This window comes from Bacteroides sp., assembly GCF_029057325.1.
Classification (GTDB): Bacteria; Bacteroidota; Bacteroidia; order Bacteroidales; family Bacteroidaceae; genus Bacteroides.
Genome location: NZ_JAICZW010000015.1, coordinates 1 through 19,083 on the forward strand (window position 1 = coordinate 1; position 19,083 = coordinate 19,083).

Genomic DNA, 19,083 nt, shown 5'->3' on the forward strand with positions numbered 1-19,083 from the left:
TCGGACGTTCTTCGGACATTCTTCGGTCCTAGGGAGTGGAGTTTGTCCGAAGAACGTCCGAAGCCGAATAGGCCCTGGTAGGGGTGGGATAGGATGCAGATAGGAAGAGTATAGGAAAAAGTGGGAAGGACATTTTTTTCACCGGGAGATGTCGGTCGCGGGAAGAAGCCGAAAAAATAGTTTACATTTAAGGTGCTCTTTAAAAATCTCGCAGGTACCCTTTGTGCCACAATGATTCAATCCTGCTTGGCTATAAATGAAAATGCCATGGGCTTGCATACTGCATTTTTTTCTGTCGGATGCAGTATAATACGTTTTTTGTATTTGTTTTATCATCTCGGCCTCTACCGGCCTCTCTGCCGGTGGGTGGGAAGGACGTTCAAGCCGGGGCGTTACGATGTCCGGCTTGCGGAACCGCAACCCTGATGCCGCCACTGCCGCGAAACGGCGGGTTGTCCGTGACAGAAAACGAGGAAACTCTTTCTCATTCTCCCGTTTTCCACTATCTTTGCGCACATAATCCATATTAACTGCAACCCATGAAGGAATTCCTGCAACTGATGCGGCGCTTCGTGTCGCCCTATAAGAAGTACATCGGATGGGCCATCGTGCTCAATGTGCTCTCCGCTGTGTTCAACGTTTTCTCGTTCACGCTACTGATTCCCATTCTCAACATCCTTTTCAAGACGGGGGCCGATACACAGGTCTATCACTTCATGGAGTGGGGCGACGGCAGCCTGAAGACGGTGGCGGTGAACAATTTCTACTACTACGTCACGCAGATGATTGAGGGCTACGGGCCGCAGATGACGCTGTTGTTCATCGGCCTCTTCCTGGCTTTCATGACGATGCTGAAGACCTCCTGCTATTTTGGCTCTTCGGCGGTGATGATTCCTTTGCGTACGGGCGTGGTGCGCGACATCCGTATCATGGTCTATTCCAAGGTGATGCACCTGCCGCTGGGCTTCTTCTCCGAAGAGCGGAAGGGAGACATCATCGCCCGCATGAGCGGCGACGTGACCGAGATAGAGAACTCCGTCACCAGTTCGCTGGATATGCTGCTCAAGAATCCCATTCTGATTATACTCTATTTCTCGACACTGATTATCACCAGTTGGCAGCTCACCCTGTTCACCATCCTGGTATTGCCCGGCATGGCGTGGCTGATGGGGAAGGTGGGCAGGAAGCTGAAACGTAAGTCGCTGGAGGCGCAGAGCAAGTGGAGCGACACGATGGCACAGTTGGAAGAGACGCTGGGCGGACTGCGCATCATCAAGGCTTTCATAGCGGAAGACAAGATGGTGGACCGCTTCAAACAGTGCAGCAACGAGTTGCGCGATGCCACCAACCGGGTGGCCATCCGTCAGGCGCTGGCCCATCCCATGAGCGAGTTCCTCGGCACGCTGCTCATCGTGCTGGTGCTGTGGTTCGGCGGCCTGCTCATTCTGGGCGAGGCGTCTTCCATCGAGGCTTCCACCTTCATCTTCTACATGGTGATTCTCTACAGCATCATCAATCCGCTGAAAGATTTCGCGAAGGCGGGCTACAACATCCCGAAGGGACTGGCCTCCATGGAGCGTGTGGACAAGATTCTGAAGGCAGAAAATCCCATCAAGGAGCCTGCCGACCCGGTCGCCCTGCGTGAGCTGAAGGATAAGATTGAGTTCAAAGACCTCACCTTCAGCTACGATGGCAAGCGCGAGGTGCTGAAGCATGTCAGCCTGACGGTGCCTAAGGGAAAGACCATCGCACTGGTCGGACAGTCGGGGTCGGGAAAATCGACATTGGTTGATTTGCTGCCCCGCTACCACGACGTGCAGCAGGGCGAGATAGCGATCGACGGGGTGAACATCAAGAACTTCCGCATTCACGACCTGCGCGCCCTCATCGGGAACGTGAATCAGGAGGCCATTCTTTTTAACGACACTTTCTTCAACAACATCGCCTTCGGTGTGGAGAACGCCACGATGGAGCAGGTGGTGGAGGCGGCGAAGATAGCCAATGCCCACGACTTCATCATGGAGACCGAACAGGGTTACCAGACCAACATCGGCGACCGTGGCGGCAAGCTCTCCGGCGGACAGCGCCAGCGCATCAGCATCGCCCGCGCCATCTTGAAGAACCCGCCCGTCCTGATACTGGACGAGGCTACTTCCGCCCTCGACACCGAAAGCGAACGGTTGGTGCAGGAAGCCCTCGAACGGCTGATGAAGACACGCACCACCATTGCCATCGCCCATCGCCTCTCCACCATCAAGAACGCGGACGAGATTTGCGTGCTCTATGAGGGCGAAATCGTGGAGCGCGGACGGCATGAGGAGCTGCTCGCGAAGAACGGCTACTACAAGCGGCTGAACGATATGCAGTCGTTGGGGTAGAAAAGAGGCGTGTTTACTTCCTTCCGAAGTCGGCGGGCACTTCGCCCCATAGCTTGGTTTCCCACTTCAGTATCGGCGTGGTGTAGGTATTCTCGCGCAGCCACTTCTCGGCCCGCTCTATCAGGCGGAAGAGAGGTTCGCTCTTGGCGTCGCGCGGCAGTTTGGTCTTGCACTTCTTCTGCTTTACCCATCCGATGGCGTTCACGCTGTCGCTATAGATGGGCATGTCGAGTCCCTTCTGTTTCAGCAGTGCCAGTCCGTGGACGATGGCAAGAAACTCGCCGATGTTGTTCGTGCCATATACCGGTCCGAAATGAAACACCTGTTGCCGGCTGGCGACGTGCACGCCCTGATACTCCATGGCTCCTGGGTTTCCGCTACAAGCGGCATCCACGGCAAGGCTGTTCTCCTGCACGGCGGCGGGCAGGGGAGCGTCGGCGGCCGGATGGGGCCGTTCGGTTCGTGGGGTGTTCTTGCCGATATAGGCGTAGGGGGAAGAGGCGAACGCTTTCTCTGCCTCCTCGCGCGATTCAAACGACTTGTATTTGGCTCCTTCGTAACCTTTGGTCTGCAACTGGCAGTCGGTCCAGGAGGTGTAGATGCCCGGGTTGACCCCCGCCCACACGACGTAGTATTTCTGTTTCTTCATCATGGGGGCAAAGGTAGGAAGATAATGATATAAAAAGGCAAAAACGACAAGATAAAAAGCGGTAGTTTGGATTTAGTTGTTAACTTTGCTGCGTAAAATAAGTGGAAGATAAGTATTGTATGACCTATTTTGAACAAATAAAAGATTTGGCAAGCAGAGTGCCGGATAATTTAGTGGATTTTTCCTTGCCGAGAGACGTAGCGCGTACTCCCACTCAGGCTTCCTCTAACTTCATTACGAATAAGGAACAAGGAGATTGGGCGGAAAATGTGATAGTCCGTGCCATCAACGGGGTGTCGGAGCGTTTCATTGCCGTGAAATACGGCAAGTCGGATGACCTGGTAGCCGGCGAAGAAGGATTTGATACTTTCTTTCATGAATTTCAAAACGAGTTGGATACCATTGGCAAGCGTCCGGATTTGCTGATTTTCAGGAAGAGTGATTTTCAGGAAAAATTCGGATATGACATCAGTCACATTCCCCATAAGGAGATTGCGGAGTATGTGAAGCAGGCGGTTGCGGGCATTGAGGTGCGTTCGAGCGCCTTTCTGATAGAGCATTATGAAGAAGCTATGCGTGTGCGTAGTGAACGCTACACGCAACTGGCACTGAACATCAAGAATGAAATCCTTTCAGCATACAGAGACGTATTGTCTCATCCTTCCCGGGAAGCTTATATCAAATTGTTGGAAGGACTGAATGCCGATACCTTGCAGATTACGGGATTGAAAGTGCCCGGATGGCGTTCTACACCACGGTTGTGTGAACTGAATGAATTGTTCAAAAGACTGAGGGCGGCAATCAAGGAGGTGCAAAAGCGTGATTATCTCTCCATTACTCCAAAGGTGGAAGACATCAAGGTGGTTTATAAATGGATAGAAACTTTCAATGTCCCTCATTATTATTTTCAGGTCTTCTTCGACAAGGTGTATGGAATTTCGTTTGCAGAAATACTGAAGATTGTGTCGGATCCCGATAATGAAGGAACGATTTTCACGGTAGAGTCCGACACCAAGAATCAGAATAAGACCACCATCAAAATACGCTCAAAGTGTGGAGTGGAAATCGCTTCTAAGGTCGACGAACCTCAGCACGAAAGTGTGCGTAAGGAGATGGAGCGGGGACGATTGTTGTTTTATGTCACTTTCAAGGGAGGGATGGCCTATCTGGACGTTGCGAATTTGAAAAAGGTATTAGGCATTGCAAATGAGGATTTCTGATGGTGGCCGGCAGTACGATAGAAAATAGTTATTCCAAAGAAGTGCCGTTGGAGCACCGTAAGAAGTTTGCCCAGTTCTTTACACCTCGTCCTGTGGCAGAGTTGATGGCAAAATGGCTGTTAGGGAATCCGAAACTGGAATCGGTCTTGGAACCGGCCTTCGGATTGGGGATATTCTCGAGGATATTGTTGGCAGAAAAGAAAGGTCTGAAGATTAAGGGCTTTGAGATAGATAATCTTATCTTTGGAAAGGCGGAAGAGGCGTTCTCCACAGCCGATAATGTGGCCCTTTATTTGGAAGATTATATGTATAACGATTGGGAGCATCGTTACGACGGCATTATCTGTAATCCCCCTTATTTCAAGTTCCATGATTATGACAATAAAAACGTTTTATCTGAAATGGAAAGACGTTTGAAGTGCAAGTTGAACGGCTTTTGTAACCTTTATGCTCTATTTCTCCTTAAGTCTGTTTATCAGTTAAAGCCCGGCGGGCGTTGTGCCTATGTGGTTCCGTCGGAATTCATGAACTCGGATTATGGCAAGTTGGTGAAGTCGTATCTGATACAATCGGGAACCCTGCGCCATATCATAGTCTTCGATTTTGAAGAAAATGTTTTTGAGGATGCGTTGACCACTGCTTCCATTATATTATGCGCAAACGATGGAACCTCCGGACGGTTGCGGTTTACCAATATCCGTTCGGTTGCCGAATTGTCATTGGTTTATGAGCTGATAGAGGGAAAGTCTGTAGTAAACGGTGCCTGTTCCCGCTCTTACTCTTTCTCGGAGATAGATTCGGCGGTTAAGTGGAAACGCTATTATCAAGTTCAGAATGGTAACGGATTCCGCGACTTGGTACCGTTCTCTACTTATGCACGGGTGGTTCGTGGAATCGCTACAGGAGCAAATAGCTATTTTACCTTCAATCTGTCCAAAGCCCGCGATCATGGCATTTCCGAAAAATACTTGTTGCCTTGTATTTGTCGGGCGGCAGATGTACAAGGTCATTTTTTTACGGAAGGTGATTTTGAGTGGTTGAAAGAGGAGGGAAAGAATGTCTTTCTGCTGAACGCCGTGGATGCTGAAGACAAGCATGTCTTGAATTATCTGAAGAAGGGGGAAACCGAAGAGATTCATAAGAAGTTTCTTACCGCAAGCCGCCATCCATGGTATGCTTTGGAAAAGCGTCCGCCTGCCCCGATCTGGGTGTCGGTATTCAACCGTTCCGGATTGAGATTTATACGCAACGAAGCAGGCATCCGCAATCTGACCACTTTTCATTGTATCTATCTGCAAGAAAATTTGTTCTCGAACATTACGGTAGATTTGCTGTTTGCGTATCTTCTGACTGATACGGCCCGGTTGATTTTCGAAGATAACTGCCGTGAGTACGGCAATGGGTTGCAGAAGTTCGAACCGAATGACTTGAATAAAGGCAAGCTGCTTGATATTGGAAAACTGCCCCACAATGCAAGAGCCGAAATGCTATCGTTATACCATTCTTATTCAGAACAGAAAGACAGGCAATTTGTGGAAAAGATAGACAATCTGTTATTGGAACATTTTGCCTGTTAAAATTCTTTTCTGTTGAACAACTTCTTTCATTGGCTTGTTTCTTTTATGAAAGCGTTTTATTTTTGAAATAGCCATAAAAAAGGAAACAACCAATGAAAAGAACATTTGAAGAAGCCATGGTCCATCGCCGCAGCCATTACTACATCGGAAACGACTCGCCGGTGCTGGACGAAGAGATTGTACACATCATCCGCGAGGCGGTGAAACACGTGCCGTCGGCATTCAATTCGCAATCCACCAGGATTGTGCTGCTGCTGGAGGACGAGCATAAGAAGTTGTGGGATATCGTGAAGGAAACCTTGAAGAAGCGCGTCTCTACCGGGGCCTATGCCGCTGCGGAGGCCAAGATAGACGGCTCGTTTGCCTGCGGATATGGCACGGTGCTTTATTTTGAAGATACGGCGGCCGTCAGGAAGTTGCAGGAGGGCTTTCCGCTCTACAAAGAGAGCTTCCCCGTATGGTCGCAGCATGCCTCTGCCATGCACCAGTTCGCCATCTGGACGATGCTGGAAGACTTGGGACTGGGTGCCTCCCTGCAACACTATAATCCGCTGATTGACGAGGAGGTGCGCCGTGCCTGGAACCTGCCCGAAACATGGATGCTGGTGGCGGAAATGCCTTTCGGAATCCCGACCGGTGAGCCGGGCGCCAAGGAGACGGACGATTTGGACAAGCGCATCAAGATTTTCCGCTGACGGGAAGACTTTCAACTTAAATTTGCTTACCTTTGCCCCTCTTTGAGGGATGCGGGTCGCAGTTGCTTAGCTCATAACCTATACTTGTAACTCGTAGCTCGTAACTCGTAACTCGTAGCTCGTAACTCGTAACTCGTAGCAAATATGATACGTATATTCTTGACCGGCTATATGGGTGCCGGAAAAACAACTTTGGGAAAGGCTTTTGCCCGCGAAATGAAGGTGCCGTTCATCGACCTGGACTGGTACATCGAAGAACGTTTTCACAAATCCATCCGTGAATTGTTCGCAGAGCGGGGAGAAGCCTCTTTTCGTGAACTGGAGCGGAACATGCTGCATGAGGTGGGAGAGTTTGAAGATGTCATCATCTCTACCGGTGGTGGCACACCCTGCTTCTTCGACAACATGGAGTATATGAACGTCCACGGGCAGACCGTATTTCTGGATGTGCACCCCGATATCCTGTTCCGGCGGTTGCGGGTTGCGAAACAGCAACGCCCCATTCTGCAAGGCAAGACCGATGACGAATTGCGTGCCTTTATCGTGGAGGCGCTGGACAAACGTGTCCCCTTCTACTCGCAGGCACGCTATCGCTTTGATGGCGGACACCTTGAAAGCCGCGGGCAGATTGCCGAATCGGTGCGGCAGCTTCGGGCGCTTTTAGGACTTTAATCTCTTGTTTTTCAAGAACTGTAGGGAGTTGTTTAAAAGGAGTTGTCGGGAGTTAAAGCCGATACTCCAACTTATGTATAGGCGGGCCATTGCCTTTTAAAGAAATGAAGGTCGGTGTGCCTATAATTCTCTTTCATATATCCCGGTTTGACAGACACTTGCGTCTGTCATCTTAGACACTTGTGTCTGTCGTCTCAAACACAAGTGTCTGTCATGTTGGACACAAGTGTCTGTTAGCCGGCTTTTATATTGCTGATAATCAGTGTGCTAAAAATGCTTATGCAGCAGTCCTGCAACCTGAATTCCGTCGATGTCTTTAAAAACGTTCAAGCCTACGCTTCTGTGGACAACATCGTTTGGACTATCGGCTTTTAACTCCCTCTAACTCCTTTTAAATAACTCTTTAAAAACAAAAGCCGTGTCGGAAATGTGCATTTATCGGTGTAGAAGGCCGAAAATACAAGATTTATGTTTATTTTTGCCCTTTCGTTGGATGATATGACCTACGTTCCATGCTTACATAAACTTACATAATATATATTAGATGAGAAAATGGCGTATTGAAGATTCGGAAGAGCTGTACAACATTACAGGTTGGGGCACTTCATACTTTGGCATCAATGACAAAGGGCACGTTGTGGTGACACCGCGCAAGGATGGAGTTACCGTCGATTTGAAAGAACTGATAGATGAGTTGCAACTACGCGATGTGGCGGCTCCGGTATTGGTTCGCTTTCCCGACATATTGGACAATCGCATCGAAAAGGTGTCCTGTTGTTTCAAGCAGGCGGCGGACGAGTATGGATATAAAGGAGAGAACTTCATCATCTATCCGATTAAGGTGAACCAAATACGTCCCGTGGTGGAAGAGATGATTTGTCACGGAAAGAAGTTCAACCTGGGACTTGAAGCAGGCTCCAAACCCGAGCTGCATGCCGTGATAGGCGTCAATACCGACCCCGATTCGCTGGTGGTCTGCAACGGCTATAAGGACGAGAGCTTCATCGAGCTGGCCTTGCTGGCGCAGAAGATGGGCAAGCGCATCTTTCTGGTGGTGGAGAAACTGAACGAACTGAATCTCATCGCCAAAATGGCAAAACAACTGAAAGTGAGACCCAACATCGGAATCCGCATCAAGTTGGCTTCCAGTGGAAGCGGCAAGTGGGAAGAGAGTGGGGGAGACGCCAGCAAGTTCGGACTGACTTCCAGCGAGCTGCTCGAAGCCCTCGACTTTCTGGAGAGAAAGGAGATGAAGGACTGCCTGAAGCTGATACACTTCCACATCGGCAGTCAGATAACCAAGATACGCCGCATCAAGAACGCCTTGCGCGAGGCCTCCCAGTTCTTTGTCCAGCTGAACAAGATGGGCTTCAACATCGAATTTGTAGATACCGGCGGAGGCATGGGGGTGGACTACGACGGCACACGCTCCTCCAGCAGCGAAAGCTCCGTCAACTACTCCATCCAGGAGTATGTCAACGACGTGGTCTCCACCTTCGTCGATGCCGCCAACAAGCACGATTTTCCGCATCCCAACATCATCACCGAAACCGGTCGTAGCCTGACCGCCCACCACTCCGTGCTTGTCTTTGAAGTGTTGGAGACGGCTTCCCTGCCCGAGATGGACGATGACTGGGAGCCTGATGAGAATGCCCACGAACTGGTGAAGGAGCTGTATGACATCTGGGACAACTTGAGCCAGCGCAGCATGCTGGAGCCTTGGCACGACGCGCAGCAGATACGTGAGGAGGCGCTCGACCTGTTCAGCCACGGCATTGTTGACCTGAACACACGTGCGCAGATAGAGAAGCTCTATTGGAGCATCTGCCGTGAAATCAATTCCATTGCGGGCAATATGAAGCACTGTCCCGAAGAGTTCCGTAAGTTGAGCAAGCTGCTTGCCGACAAGTACTTCTGCAACTTTTCGCTCTTCCAGTCCCTGCCCGACTCTTGGGCGATAGACCAGATGTTCCCCATCATGCCTATCCAGCGGTTGGACGAACGTCCCGACCGTGAGGCGACTCTCCAGGATATGACGTGCGATTCGGACGGCAAGATTGCCAACTTCGTGACCTCCCGTTCCGATGCCACCACGTTGCCGCTTCATTCGTTGCGCGACAAGGAGCCCTACTACCTCGCTGTCTTCCTGGTGGGGGCTTATCAGGAGATTCTGGGCGATATGCACAACCTGTTCGGCGATACGAATGCCGTGCACGTTTCCGTCAACTCCAAAGGCTACACCTTCGATCAGTTGATAGACGGCGAGACGGTGGCGGAAGTGCTGGACTATGTGCAGTACAATCCCAAAAAACTGGTGCGCACGTTGGAAACATGGGTGACACAATCCGTCAAGGAAGGCCGCATCACGGTGGAAGAAGGAAAAGAATTCTTGTCCAACTACCGTTCTGGATTATACGGCTACACCTATTTGGAATGAAAACAATCGTGATAGGGCGATAAAGTGGTAGGGGTGATATAACTTTATCACCTGTCACCCTATTACTTTATATTTGTATAATGGAAAAACTGACTGTAATTAAAGTGGGTGGCAAGATTGTAGAAGAAGAGGCCACCCTTTATAAGTTGTTGGACGACTTTGCTTCCATCGAGGGCTATAAGGTACTGGTGCACGGCGGCGGACGTTCGGCTACGAAGCTTGCTTCCCGGCTGGGTATTGAAAGCAAAATGGTAAACGGTCGCCGTATCACCGATGCCGAAACGCTGAAGGTGGTGACGATGGTGTATGGCGGGCTGGTAAATAAGAATATCGTGGCGGGCTTGCAGGCACGCGGTGTCAACGCCCTGGGACTTACGGGTGCCGATATGGACGTGATCCGTTCGGTGAAGCGCCCGGTGAAAGAGGTGGACTACGGGTTTGTGGGCGATGTGAAGCAGGTGGACGGCACTTTCCTTGCCGGTCTGATTCATAAGGGCGTGGTGCCTGTGATGGCCCCGCTGACCCATGATGGCGACGGACACCTGCTGAATACGAATGCCGACACCATTGCCGGAGAGACGGCAAAGGCCTTGGCGGCTTTCTTCGATGTCACCTTGGTGTTCTGCTTTGAAAAGAAGGGTGTGCTGCGCGACGAGAACGATGACGACAGCGTCATCCCGCAACTCACGCCGGCAGCGTTCAAGCAATATGTGGAGGAAGGAGTGATTCAAGGCGGAATGATTCCGAAGTTGGAGAACTCTTTTGAGGCATTGGAGGCAGGCGTTTCCGAAGTCGTAATCACGTTGGCATCGGCGATTGGCGAAGGAGGAGGAACCTGCATCCGGATGAGTTAGAAAGAGCCGTGCTCCTACCAACTTTCTCTGAAAAAAAAACTTCCCTTACCCTGTAACTTTTCGAATACTCAACCGTCAATCTATTAGAGATGCAAGAAATCAGCTTTCGTAATGATATTCTTCCGCTGAAGGACAAGCTCTTTCGGCTTGCTTTGCGAATCACGTTCGACAGGGCGGAGGCGGAGGACATCGTACAGGATACGCTGATTCGGGTCTGGAACAAGCGTGACGAATGGACGCAGTTCGGCTCTATCGAGGCCTATTGCCTGACAGTGGCAAGAAACCTGGCGATAGACCGCAGCGAACGGAAAGAGACCCGGACCGTGGCGCTGACTCCCTTGATGGAGCAGACTCCCGATGCGTCGAGCCCTTACGAAAAGCTGGTGAGCAAGGAGCGGATGAGGCTGCTGCACCGGTTGATAGGCAGACTTCCCGAAAAGCAACGGCTGATTATGCAGTTCAGGGATGTGGAAGGTAAGAGCTACAAAGAGATTGCGGCGCTCCTGAGTCTGACGGAGGAACAGGTGAAAGTGAACCTCTTCAGGGCGCGGCAGAAAGTGAAACGACAGTTTATTGATATAGAAGATTATGGACTCTGAATATATAGAACAACTTTTGGAACGCTATTGGCTGTGCGAGACTTCCGTGGAAGAGGAAGCCTGCCTGCGTGCTTTCTTCAGCGAAGGCGACGTTCCGACGCACTTGCTTCGCTACAAGGACTTGTTCGTATATCAGCAACTTGGCCGGGAGGAGCATTTGGGCGAGGATTTCGATGCGCGGGTGCTTGCCGAGGTCGAAGTTCCTGTTGTCAAGGCAAAGCGCATGACGCTGGCCGCACGCCTGATGCCTCTGTTCAAAGCGGCGGCAGCCGTGGCCATTGTACTCTCGTTGGGCAATGTGATGCAGCATTCGTTCCTTTCCGATGTGAAGGAGGTTGCAGCGGCCGATACCATTGGTGAGCAGATTTCCGCGCCTTCGGTTGCCCTGTCGGATGACATGCCTCTGGCGCACGAAAAGCTGCGGATAGACAGCCTGCATCGTGCGGAGCAAGGAAAGGGACTTAAGGAATAGTAATTTTTGTAATTTTTTCATATAACATTTTCATTTGCTTTAAACAATAGTTAGTACAACGCTTTATTAAAACGACTTGAGGCTGTGAAGTTTCAATTCTCTCAAAATCTTATAAAAACTAACTATAATAGAAAGGACACCGCGTGATGCAGTGTCCTTTTCTTTGTGCGGTCGGTTTGGAGCATCAAAAAAACCGGATGTACCTTGATGGGTACATCCGGTTTCCTTTTATAGATACTAATTATAGTCAAACAGAAATATCCTGCGAATATCTCTGTTCTTAGGAGTTATCGGGAGTTAAAGGGAGTTATCACTCCGCTTCGCTCCGTTAGGAGTTAAAGGGCAATAGTTTTACTTATACAAAGTGGAGTATTGGCCGATAACTCCCGAATAACTCCTTTTTTCGCAATTCAATTCTGTTTGACTATATTCTATTTCCGGTTTCCTGCTTAGTTTACGCTTGTAGGACCTTGTCCGGCAACCTTCGGCCAACCCGGATTCTGGTAAACTACAGAGCTGTTCAGGTCTGCCTGGTCGCCACTGGCTGTCTGGCGGAATGTGCTCTGCGGCAGCGGAGACAAGTAGTGTGCAGGAGTGAACTTATAACCGTCGAATACGGAGTTGTTTACGTGGCTTATCTGATAAGGATGGATATATACACCGCTTACCGATTCGCTCGACATGTTTCCTGTACCGCCCTCTACATCGACAACTACCATATCTCTACCGTCATTATCGGTCCAAGTGCCTTCGTAAACACTGCCCCAATAACGCATACCTTCTATTTGGTAACCATTCACCTGGTCGCAAGCTCTCCAACGCTTCAAGTCGGCCCAACGTGCGCCTTCACCGATGAACTCGTTACGACGTTCACGACGGATGTTGTACAGAGTAGCGTCAACCAGTTGTCCGTGAGAGTAAGCGCCAAAGTCGCCTTCGGCTTCCTTGGTCATATCTGTAGCGGCGATGGTCTTTGTATAGTCGGCATCCACTTTGGCACGTGTACGCAATGCTTTCCAATAGCTGTCGGCTGTAGCGTCGATGTTGCCGCTCTTCTCATAGCATGCTTCCATGTAGTTCAGCAGCGCTTCCGTACCGCGGAATACGATGCTGCCGGTAGTACCTTTGTGGTGCAGCGTCTGCATATAGTCGTTGTAGTGCTTGCCTTTCTTGATGGCATATCCTGTTACCATACGAGTCTCGTTGTTACCTTTCACTACCCATTCCAAGTCCACATGGTTGATGTCACCGCTGGAAGTGTAGTTCTCGATATCACCGTCTTTCTTCGTAAAGATCTGGATACGGGAGTCACGATTTTGCAAGGTGGCGGTGATGCCGTCTTTTTCCCATTCGGGGTCGTAACCCGAACCTGCCGCATAGATAGGCAGACCGTTACGCATCAAGAAAGAATTGACCAAACCGCGTGTCCAGCCGGAGCCGCCGCCGTTGTTCTGCAGCTGCATCTGGATGTTGTGTGTCACGCTCTTTGATTCATCATATTGACGCCACATCAGCACTTCGCTGTAGCCTTCCATATTTTCGTCACAGAACATGGTGTAATAAGGATTGAGGCTGTTGAAGTTGCGGTCCATGCCTTCTGGCGCATCGGTGTTGTTCACCAAGTTGCCCACCAACTGGTCGCCTACCACCTTAGCCGACTTCATGGCTTCTTCCAAGAAGTAGCTGATTTCGGTATCGATGTTGAAACCATTCAAGTCGGCGGTGTTGCCCGGCCATCCCTGTCCGCCGGGAACGAAAGCCGTGCCTTTGTGGTACTTCAGCCAAGTAGCCTCAAACAGAGCCACGCGTGAACGGAGCAGGTAGGCCACGTTCTTGCTGATTCGGTTCTTGCCGCCGGGAGCTTCTGTACTCAGGAATTCAATCGCCTTATCCAAGTCTGACAAGATGAAACGAGCCACTTCGTGACGAGGACGGCGTTTGGAAGCCTCTGTTAGGGTCTCCTGATCATCGGCAAGCACTTCCGTGATGATGGGGCAGTCACCGATGGATTGCAACTTGTTGAAGTAGGCGTATGCACGTTGGAAATACATTTCGCCTATGTAGTGACGGATATTGGTTTCTGAGCCGGAAATCTGTTGCGCTTCATACTTCGGCAATACCTGCTGGAAGAAGTAGTTGCAATCGCGGATTTGGTAGAAGTTCCATGCGGCACCTCTTTCACTATCGCTTGTAGTGGAACCTACTTGCCATTCGCCCGGCACCCAACGTGAGGAGTAACCTTGAGCTGCCTGGTTATCAGTAGCGTTGTCATTCCCGAACACACTGATGCCGTAGCTTCCGGGTGCGATGGTAGTGAAGAAACCGTACAAGTTGACGGAATATGCCGCTAAATCGGCTTCGGCTGAGAAATAAGCGGCAGGCGTAATGGAACTTTCCGGTTCCTTATCCAAAAAATCGTTGCAGGAGGTCAGGCCAGTGAGCGACGCGCCCAGCAACAGCATATTGATATATTTCAGTTTCATAATTGTTTTTTTTTAGAATGTTACACTTAAACCAAGGGATACGGTCTTTGACAACGGGTAGGTTTTACCTAAGTCGTTACTATATCCGGCACCAATCAATTCAGGGTCTGAAACATCGGTGAAGTTGGTAATCGTTAACAGGTTCTCGCCTGAAACAAAGAGACGCAGGTTCTCTACATAGAATTTCTGTGTCAATGATTTAGGCAATGTATAACCCAATGTCAAGTTCTTCAGACGGCAATAAGCAGCATTCTGCAAGTAACGGGTCTGCGTGTAGGTATTTCTGCCACCACTCCAGTCGGGACGCGGATAGTATGCGCTCGTGTTTTCTGGAGTCCAATAGTCTTCGTGAGCCTTGAAGCCCAGTGCCTGCCATTTGCCGGTACCGGTTGCGCCCCAGAAGGTGGCGCTTCCTGCCATATAGTCACGCTTCAACGTACCTTGGAAGAATACCTTCAGATCAAATCCTTTCCATGCGGCATCCAGGTTCAAACCGAAGTTGTAGCGCGGGGTGGAGTTACCGATGACGGTAAGGTCGCCGTGGTTTTCAAGGGTATTCTGTCCGTTGTTCACTACACCGTCTCCATTCAAATCGGCATACATGATATCACCTGCCGTCCAGTTGCTACCGAATTGGCTTTGGTTAGCACTTGCCAGATGCTTGTCCATCTCTTCTTGTGTGTTGGCGATACCTATTGTCGTATAACCCCAGATGTCACCCAGTTTGGCACCGTCATAGTAAGTGCTCAGGCTCTTTGACGGGTTCGGATATTTGTCAATAACCACTATATTGTCACTCAAGGTCAAAGATACGCCATAGCTGAAATCTCTGATAACATCGCGCCAGCTAATCTGTAAATCCCATCCTTTGGATGTCATATCCAAATTGTTGATTTTCGGCTCACTTGCTCCCAATACATCCGGCAGTTCCTGTGCGGGACCTACCATGTCGTATGTCTTGCGCTGGAAGTAGCCGAACGAACCGGTCAAGCGGTTGTTTAATGCACCCCAGTCCAAACCGACTTCCCAAGTACGGTTCTTTTCCCATGTCAGCAATGCGGAAACCAATGAAGGTTGTGATGCAATATTGGGTTTATCACCGTTTATCAACCAGTTGCCGCCTTTGGTGGTATAGCCGATTGTCGGATAGAAGGGATACCAGTTGTCCGTATTCTGGTTACCCAGTTCACCCCATGAAGCACGAAGTTTCAAGGTGTTTACAATGTCCGTATAGTCTTCCCAGAAGGCTTCCTGTGAGATGTTCCAACCTGCGGAGAAGGAGGGGAACCAGTTCCAGCGGTTGTTGCGGAGGAAACGGGAAGAACCGTCGTAGCGGATATTACCCTCAAACAGATAACGGCCTTTGTAGTCGTAGTTCAAACGTCCAAAGAAACCGGCGGTTGTCCAGCTGTTGTAGGCGCCGCTCGCTTTCGGGTTGGAGCTTGTAGTGTTCAGTGTAGGCAGACCGGACAAGATGCCGTCTTGTTGTCCCTGCAAGGTGCGTTGGCGGAACCATTCGCTTTGGAAACCGGCCATTACCTTGAAGTTGTGGTCAGCGATTGAATGGCTGTATTCCGTAAAGATGTTGGGATTGAAATAGTTGCTCTTGTAGTTGTATTCACGAACCGAAGAAGTCGCATTGAAGTCCACAAAAGGCTCGTTGTCGCAATTGTAGCCGTAAGTGGTCTGCCAATCGGTGTGGGCATTATTGTTGTTGATACGGTAGTTCAGTTCCGCATTGATAACCCATCCTTTCAACGGAGTAATCTTGAACGCCAGTTGCTGTGACAGGATGTCGTTCTGAGTCTTGTAGTTACCGCCATTTTTCAGACGCTCGATGTATGATTCGGGTACATAATGTCCGTTCGGGTCTGTTGTCGGAATGATAGGCCAGTAACGGCACATGTTGTGGTAGAACTCGTCCGTACCGTTTACCATCACCACCGGAGCTTGATAGTCCGAACGGGTGAAGCGGCTGCTGTAGGTCATGGTCAGCCAGCTTGCCAGGTCGGCGTTGATTTTGGCTGTCACCGCATAGCGTTGCTTGTTGTCATCGCCGTGGCGCAAGATACCGTTCTGGTCCAGGTAGTTGGCAGAGAAGTAATATCTCATCTTCTCCGAGCCACCGTTGATGCTCAACGTATGTTCCTGTGAGAAGCTGTTGCCGAAGTGCTCTTTCAGCCAGTCTGTATTGGCGATAGGCAGAATGTCGTTAGAGTCCCAGACTTCCCAGCGGTTGTTGCCGTTCTTGAACATGGTCTGCATGGTGGGGTCGCTCTGAGCCTGCTTAATCTGCGCCAACTTCGATTCGGAGAACCAAGCACCGTTACCTGAGTTGATACTTGCCGTATTCATGTATTGGGCCCATGTGTAAGAGTCCATCATTTCGGGCATGTTCAACGGAGAGTTGAAACGGAAGCTGTTGTTGTAGTTGATGACAGTCTTACCTGCCTTACCGCTCTTGGTGGTAATCAAAACCACACCGCCGGCTGCGCGCGAACCGTAGATAGAAGAAGCGGAAGCGTCCTTCAATACGGAGATGTTCTCGATGTCCTGTGGGTTCAGCGCGTTCATGTCGCCTTCCATACCGTCAATCAAAATCAACGGAGTCACGGAAGAACCGGCACCGATGGTACCTGTACCGCGGATGTTGATGCTCTTGTTGGAGTTCAACGTACCACCACTGCTTGCTACGGAGAAGTTCATACCGGCTACGGCACCTTGCAAAGCGTCTGTCACGGAGTTGACCGGACGGGCCGAAATGGCTTTGGAATCCACTGTGGAAACGGCACCGGTCAGGTTCACTTTCTTCTGTGTACCGAATGCCACTACGACAACTTCTTCCAAGGTTTGTGTGTCATCCTTCAGAATGACATTCAAAGGCTTGCCATCCCACACAATCTCTTGTGTTACATAACCCACGAAAGAGATTTGAATAACATCTCCTTTGTTGACACCTGACAAAGAGAAATCTCCGTCAATTCCTGTGATAGTGCCGTTGGTAGTACCTTTCACCACTACAGATGCACCGATGACTGTTTCTCCGGTTGTGTCTTTAACAACTCCGGTACATGTGCCACTCTGCTGTGTGATTTTCACATCGGTAACGCCCGGATCGGCGACCGCGTAAGCTGCTCCGGTAGAAATGCTCATCAGGAACAGCACCATACTGACTGATTTTAGTCGTTTTAACATAGCTGTGATTTTTTTTTAGTTTGTCCTTGTCATCATGCATGGCTCAGGGTAAGGCCTTATACTCCATACACCTTGCATGGCGGCGTTAGACTATGTTTGAAGTTTGGCACAAAGTTAGGAAATATTTTAATAAAGCTGTGTTATGATTGAAATTTTTTCTAATTAAATCTATTAATGAATAAGGCTTTATTTAAGAAAGGTTGCTCTCTTTTTTTAAAAAAGTATAATTAAACGCTCAGATTTTGAGGCAGTGTGACAGTAAAATCTCGGATATAAATCACGCAAATCACACAAATGATGTATCCGCTTATATTGAATTTATGTTAAGAAAGCGACTGGTAGATGGGAGAGCAATGGTGGAAAATGACCGTGCGGATGGGCTTATGTTTATGCATTGTGGGCAGGGCACATAATCACGGTTGTTTGGGTGTAAAATATTTTTTCTTCTTCTTTTTGCTGTCGGCACGTCCCGGCAGAAAAATACCTTTTCCTCCTTTTTCTGCGGTTCTCCTTATCTGCTCCCTGACTGACCCCTATCAGGACCTATTCGGCTTCGGACGTTCTTCGGACAAACTCCACTCCCTAGGACCGAAGAATGTCCGAAGAACGTCCGAAGAAACACCGAAGAAACTACGGAGCGGGTAAGGGCCTGACAAGACGCGAACCGGAAGAATTGCAGGAACTCAATTTTTCGGGATAGGAATATATTATGTAATTATTTATGATTGTTGATACCTTTGAATGAAAGAACCGCAGGTATATAAATGTCGGATGAATCATATAGATGAACAAAGGGTTTCCTCACGGAAACCCTCCATTCTTTTATATATTTAACTTTAAGAGAGAATTTGGTTTAGGCCTGTCGGGTGTTTCTTGAAGGAGTTAAAAGGAGTTACATTATAGTCTATACAATCCTTTTTTCGGATAGTCTAGTTCGGGGTTTCCTTTGTAGCCTACGCTGCCGCTACCGCTGGTGCGCACTTTCAGGAAGTCGGTGGCATGGCACTTGATGTCGCCCGACCCTGCTACACTCGCGGATGCTCGTTTTGCCACGAAGTCGGAAGCGAAGAGGTCGCCTGATCCGGCTACGCTGTATTCTGCCTCTTGCGTGTTGCCTTTCAGGACAACGGTGCCCGACCCGGCAACGGACGCTTTCGTGAAGTTGGCGGTCACGTTATCCAGCTTCATGTCGCCGGAGCCTGCTACAGAGAGTTTTAGGTTGGTGCAGGCGACATTGCTGCTTTCGATGTCGCCCGAACCGGCGATGGAAATGTCAAGGTCTGTGCAGGAGATGTTGTTTCCGTCGATGTCACCCGAACCCGCTACGGAGATTCTGAGGTTGTCTGTTTTCAGTCCGTTCTTCAGTTCCACATCACCCGAACCGGCAACTGAGATGCCGTTCAGCTTTTCGGAGCAGACACGTACTTCCAGTTTTTCGTATGAGACGCTGACATTCTTTTTGAATCCGATGTAGAGCGTGTTATCCTTGACGTGGATGTCCAGCAAATCGACGATGTTGTCCGAAGTATAGACTTCTACTGCCGGCTTGCCGGATTTTTGTGTGTAGGTCACGTCGGGGCTTCCCGTCACGCTCAGTCCGGTGAAGTTTTCCACTTTCATCTTTTTGGTCACATAGTTCTTGCTTGCCTTGATGGTCTTGCTGTTGAGGCCACCGGAGCGGTAGGTATGCTGTTGCGAACAAGCGGTGGTGCTGAATGCCAATAAGGCGATTGCGATAAGTGATGTCAATTTTTTCATTTTCTATTGTTTTTATAATTCGGTATTTATTTAATAGACGCCATTTACTTTGAAAAAGTTGCATGCGGAAATGCTTTTTTCAAAAAAGATTTAG

General features: G+C 49.6%; 13 protein-coding genes. 9 read left to right on the forward strand and 4 right to left on the reverse strand.

The window, feature by feature from the left end; all coding sequences use genetic code 11:
* Positions 1-539 precede the first annotated feature (539 nt).
* Positions 540-2,378: an ABC transporter ATP-binding protein gene (locus K2G43_RS00930; RefSeq protein ID WP_300152721.1), complete on the forward strand. Its 1,839-nt coding sequence runs from the start codon at positions 540-542 to the stop codon at positions 2,376-2,378.
* A 13-nt stretch (positions 2,379-2,391) separates the two neighbouring features.
* Here the strand turns inward: K2G43_RS00930 and K2G43_RS00935 are convergent, their stop codons facing one another.
* On the reverse strand, positions 2,392-3,027 hold the full coding sequence (locus tag K2G43_RS00935; RefSeq protein WP_297643053.1) for a ribonuclease H family protein: 636 nt from the start codon (positions 3,025-3,027) through the stop codon (positions 2,392-2,394).
* A 119-nt stretch (positions 3,028-3,146) separates the two neighbouring features.
* Between K2G43_RS00935 and K2G43_RS00940 the strand changes: the two genes are divergently transcribed.
* From K2G43_RS00940 to K2G43_RS00975, 8 genes are all read left to right on the forward strand, one after another.
* Positions 3,147-4,247 carry an AccI family restriction endonuclease gene (locus K2G43_RS00940; RefSeq protein ID WP_300152722.1) on the forward strand — a complete coding sequence of 367 codons (1,101 nt, stop codon included), beginning with the start codon at positions 3,147-3,149 and terminating at the stop codon, positions 4,245-4,247.
* Positions 4,247-5,824 carry an N-6 DNA methylase gene (locus K2G43_RS00945; protein ID WP_300152723.1) on the forward strand — a complete coding sequence of 526 codons (1,578 nt, stop codon included), beginning with the start codon at positions 4,247-4,249 and terminating at the stop codon, positions 5,822-5,824. The genes K2G43_RS00940 and K2G43_RS00945 overlap by 1 nt, the downstream gene beginning before the upstream one ends.
* A 92-nt stretch (positions 5,825-5,916) precedes the next feature.
* Positions 5,917-6,519 (forward strand): nitroreductase family protein, encoded by a 603-nt coding sequence (locus K2G43_RS00950; RefSeq protein ID WP_300152724.1) that lies wholly within the window; start codon positions 5,917-5,919, stop codon positions 6,517-6,519.
* A gap of 144 nt (positions 6,520-6,663) precedes the next feature.
* A complete protein-coding gene (locus K2G43_RS00955) occupies positions 6,664-7,191 on the forward strand; it encodes a shikimate kinase (protein WP_300152725.1) in 528 nt (175 codons plus the stop codon).
* Between the two features lie 544 nt (positions 7,192-7,735).
* On the forward strand, positions 7,736-9,628 hold the full coding sequence (gene speA / locus K2G43_RS00960; RefSeq protein ID WP_297643044.1) for a biosynthetic arginine decarboxylase: 1,893 nt from the start codon (positions 7,736-7,738) through the stop codon (positions 9,626-9,628).
* Positions 9,629-9,705: 77 nt separating this feature from the next.
* On the forward strand, positions 9,706-10,482 hold the full coding sequence (gene argB / locus K2G43_RS00965; RefSeq protein ID WP_297643052.1) for an acetylglutamate kinase: 777 nt from the start codon (positions 9,706-9,708) through the stop codon (positions 10,480-10,482).
* An 89-nt stretch (positions 10,483-10,571) separates the two neighbouring features.
* Complete coding sequence (locus K2G43_RS00970; protein WP_297643043.1) at positions 10,572-11,081, forward strand: sigma-70 family RNA polymerase sigma factor; 510 nt, start codon at positions 10,572-10,574, stop codon at positions 11,079-11,081.
* Positions 11,071-11,553 (forward strand): hypothetical protein, encoded by a 483-nt coding sequence (locus K2G43_RS00975; protein ID WP_297643042.1) that lies wholly within the window; start codon positions 11,071-11,073, stop codon positions 11,551-11,553. Before K2G43_RS00970 ends, K2G43_RS00975 begins: the two co-directional genes overlap by 11 nt.
* Positions 11,554-12,002: 449 nt before the next feature.
* Here K2G43_RS00975 and K2G43_RS00980 read toward each other — a convergent pair whose 3' ends face one another.
* The 3 genes from K2G43_RS00980 to K2G43_RS00990 form a co-directional block, all read right to left on the reverse strand.
* On the reverse strand, positions 12,003-14,036 hold the full coding sequence (locus K2G43_RS00980) for a RagB/SusD family nutrient uptake outer membrane protein (protein ID WP_300152726.1): 2,034 nt from the start codon (positions 14,034-14,036) through the stop codon (positions 12,003-12,005).
* A 12-nt stretch (positions 14,037-14,048) separates the two neighbouring features.
* The gene (locus tag K2G43_RS00985; protein ID WP_300152727.1) at positions 14,049-17,231 is read right to left on the reverse strand and encodes a TonB-dependent receptor; all 3,183 of its coding nucleotides are present in this window, start codon (positions 17,229-17,231) and stop codon (positions 14,049-14,051) included.
* An 897-nt stretch (positions 17,232-18,128) separates the two neighbouring features.
* Positions 18,129-18,989: a head GIN domain-containing protein gene (locus K2G43_RS00990; RefSeq protein WP_300152728.1), complete on the reverse strand. Its 861-nt coding sequence runs from the start codon at positions 18,987-18,989 to the stop codon at positions 18,129-18,131.
* Between the last annotated feature and the right edge of the window lie 94 nt (positions 18,990-19,083).

Coding starts and splice junctions, on each gene's coding strand:
- K2G43_RS00930 (WP_300152721.1), top strand. CDS start 540: ATGAAGGAATTCCTGCAACTGATGCGGCGCTTCGTGTCGCCCTATAAG.
- K2G43_RS00935 (WP_297643053.1), bottom strand. CDS start 3,027: ATGAAGAAACAGAAATACTACGTCGTGTGGGCGGGGGTCAACCCGGGC.
- K2G43_RS00940 (WP_300152722.1), top strand. CDS start 3,147: ATGACCTATTTTGAACAAATAAAAGATTTGGCAAGCAGAGTGCCGGAT.
- K2G43_RS00945 (WP_300152723.1), top strand. CDS start 4,247: ATGGTGGCCGGCAGTACGATAGAAAATAGTTATTCCAAAGAAGTGCCG.
- K2G43_RS00950 (WP_300152724.1), top strand. CDS start 5,917: ATGAAAAGAACATTTGAAGAAGCCATGGTCCATCGCCGCAGCCATTAC.
- K2G43_RS00955 (WP_300152725.1), top strand. CDS start 6,664: ATGATACGTATATTCTTGACCGGCTATATGGGTGCCGGAAAAACAACT.
- speA (WP_297643044.1), top strand. CDS start 7,736: ATGAGAAAATGGCGTATTGAAGATTCGGAAGAGCTGTACAACATTACA.
- K2G43_RS00970 (WP_297643043.1), top strand. CDS start 10,572: ATGCAAGAAATCAGCTTTCGTAATGATATTCTTCCGCTGAAGGACAAG.
- K2G43_RS00975 (WP_297643042.1), top strand. CDS start 11,071: ATGGACTCTGAATATATAGAACAACTTTTGGAACGCTATTGGCTGTGC.
- K2G43_RS00980 (WP_300152726.1), bottom strand. CDS start 14,036: ATGAAACTGAAATATATCAATATGCTGTTGCTGGGCGCGTCGCTCACT.
- K2G43_RS00985 (WP_300152727.1), bottom strand. CDS start 17,231: ATGTTAAAACGACTAAAATCAGTCAGTATGGTGCTGTTCCTGATGAGC.
- K2G43_RS00990 (WP_300152728.1), bottom strand. CDS start 18,989: ATGAAAAAATTGACATCACTTATCGCAATCGCCTTATTGGCATTCAGC.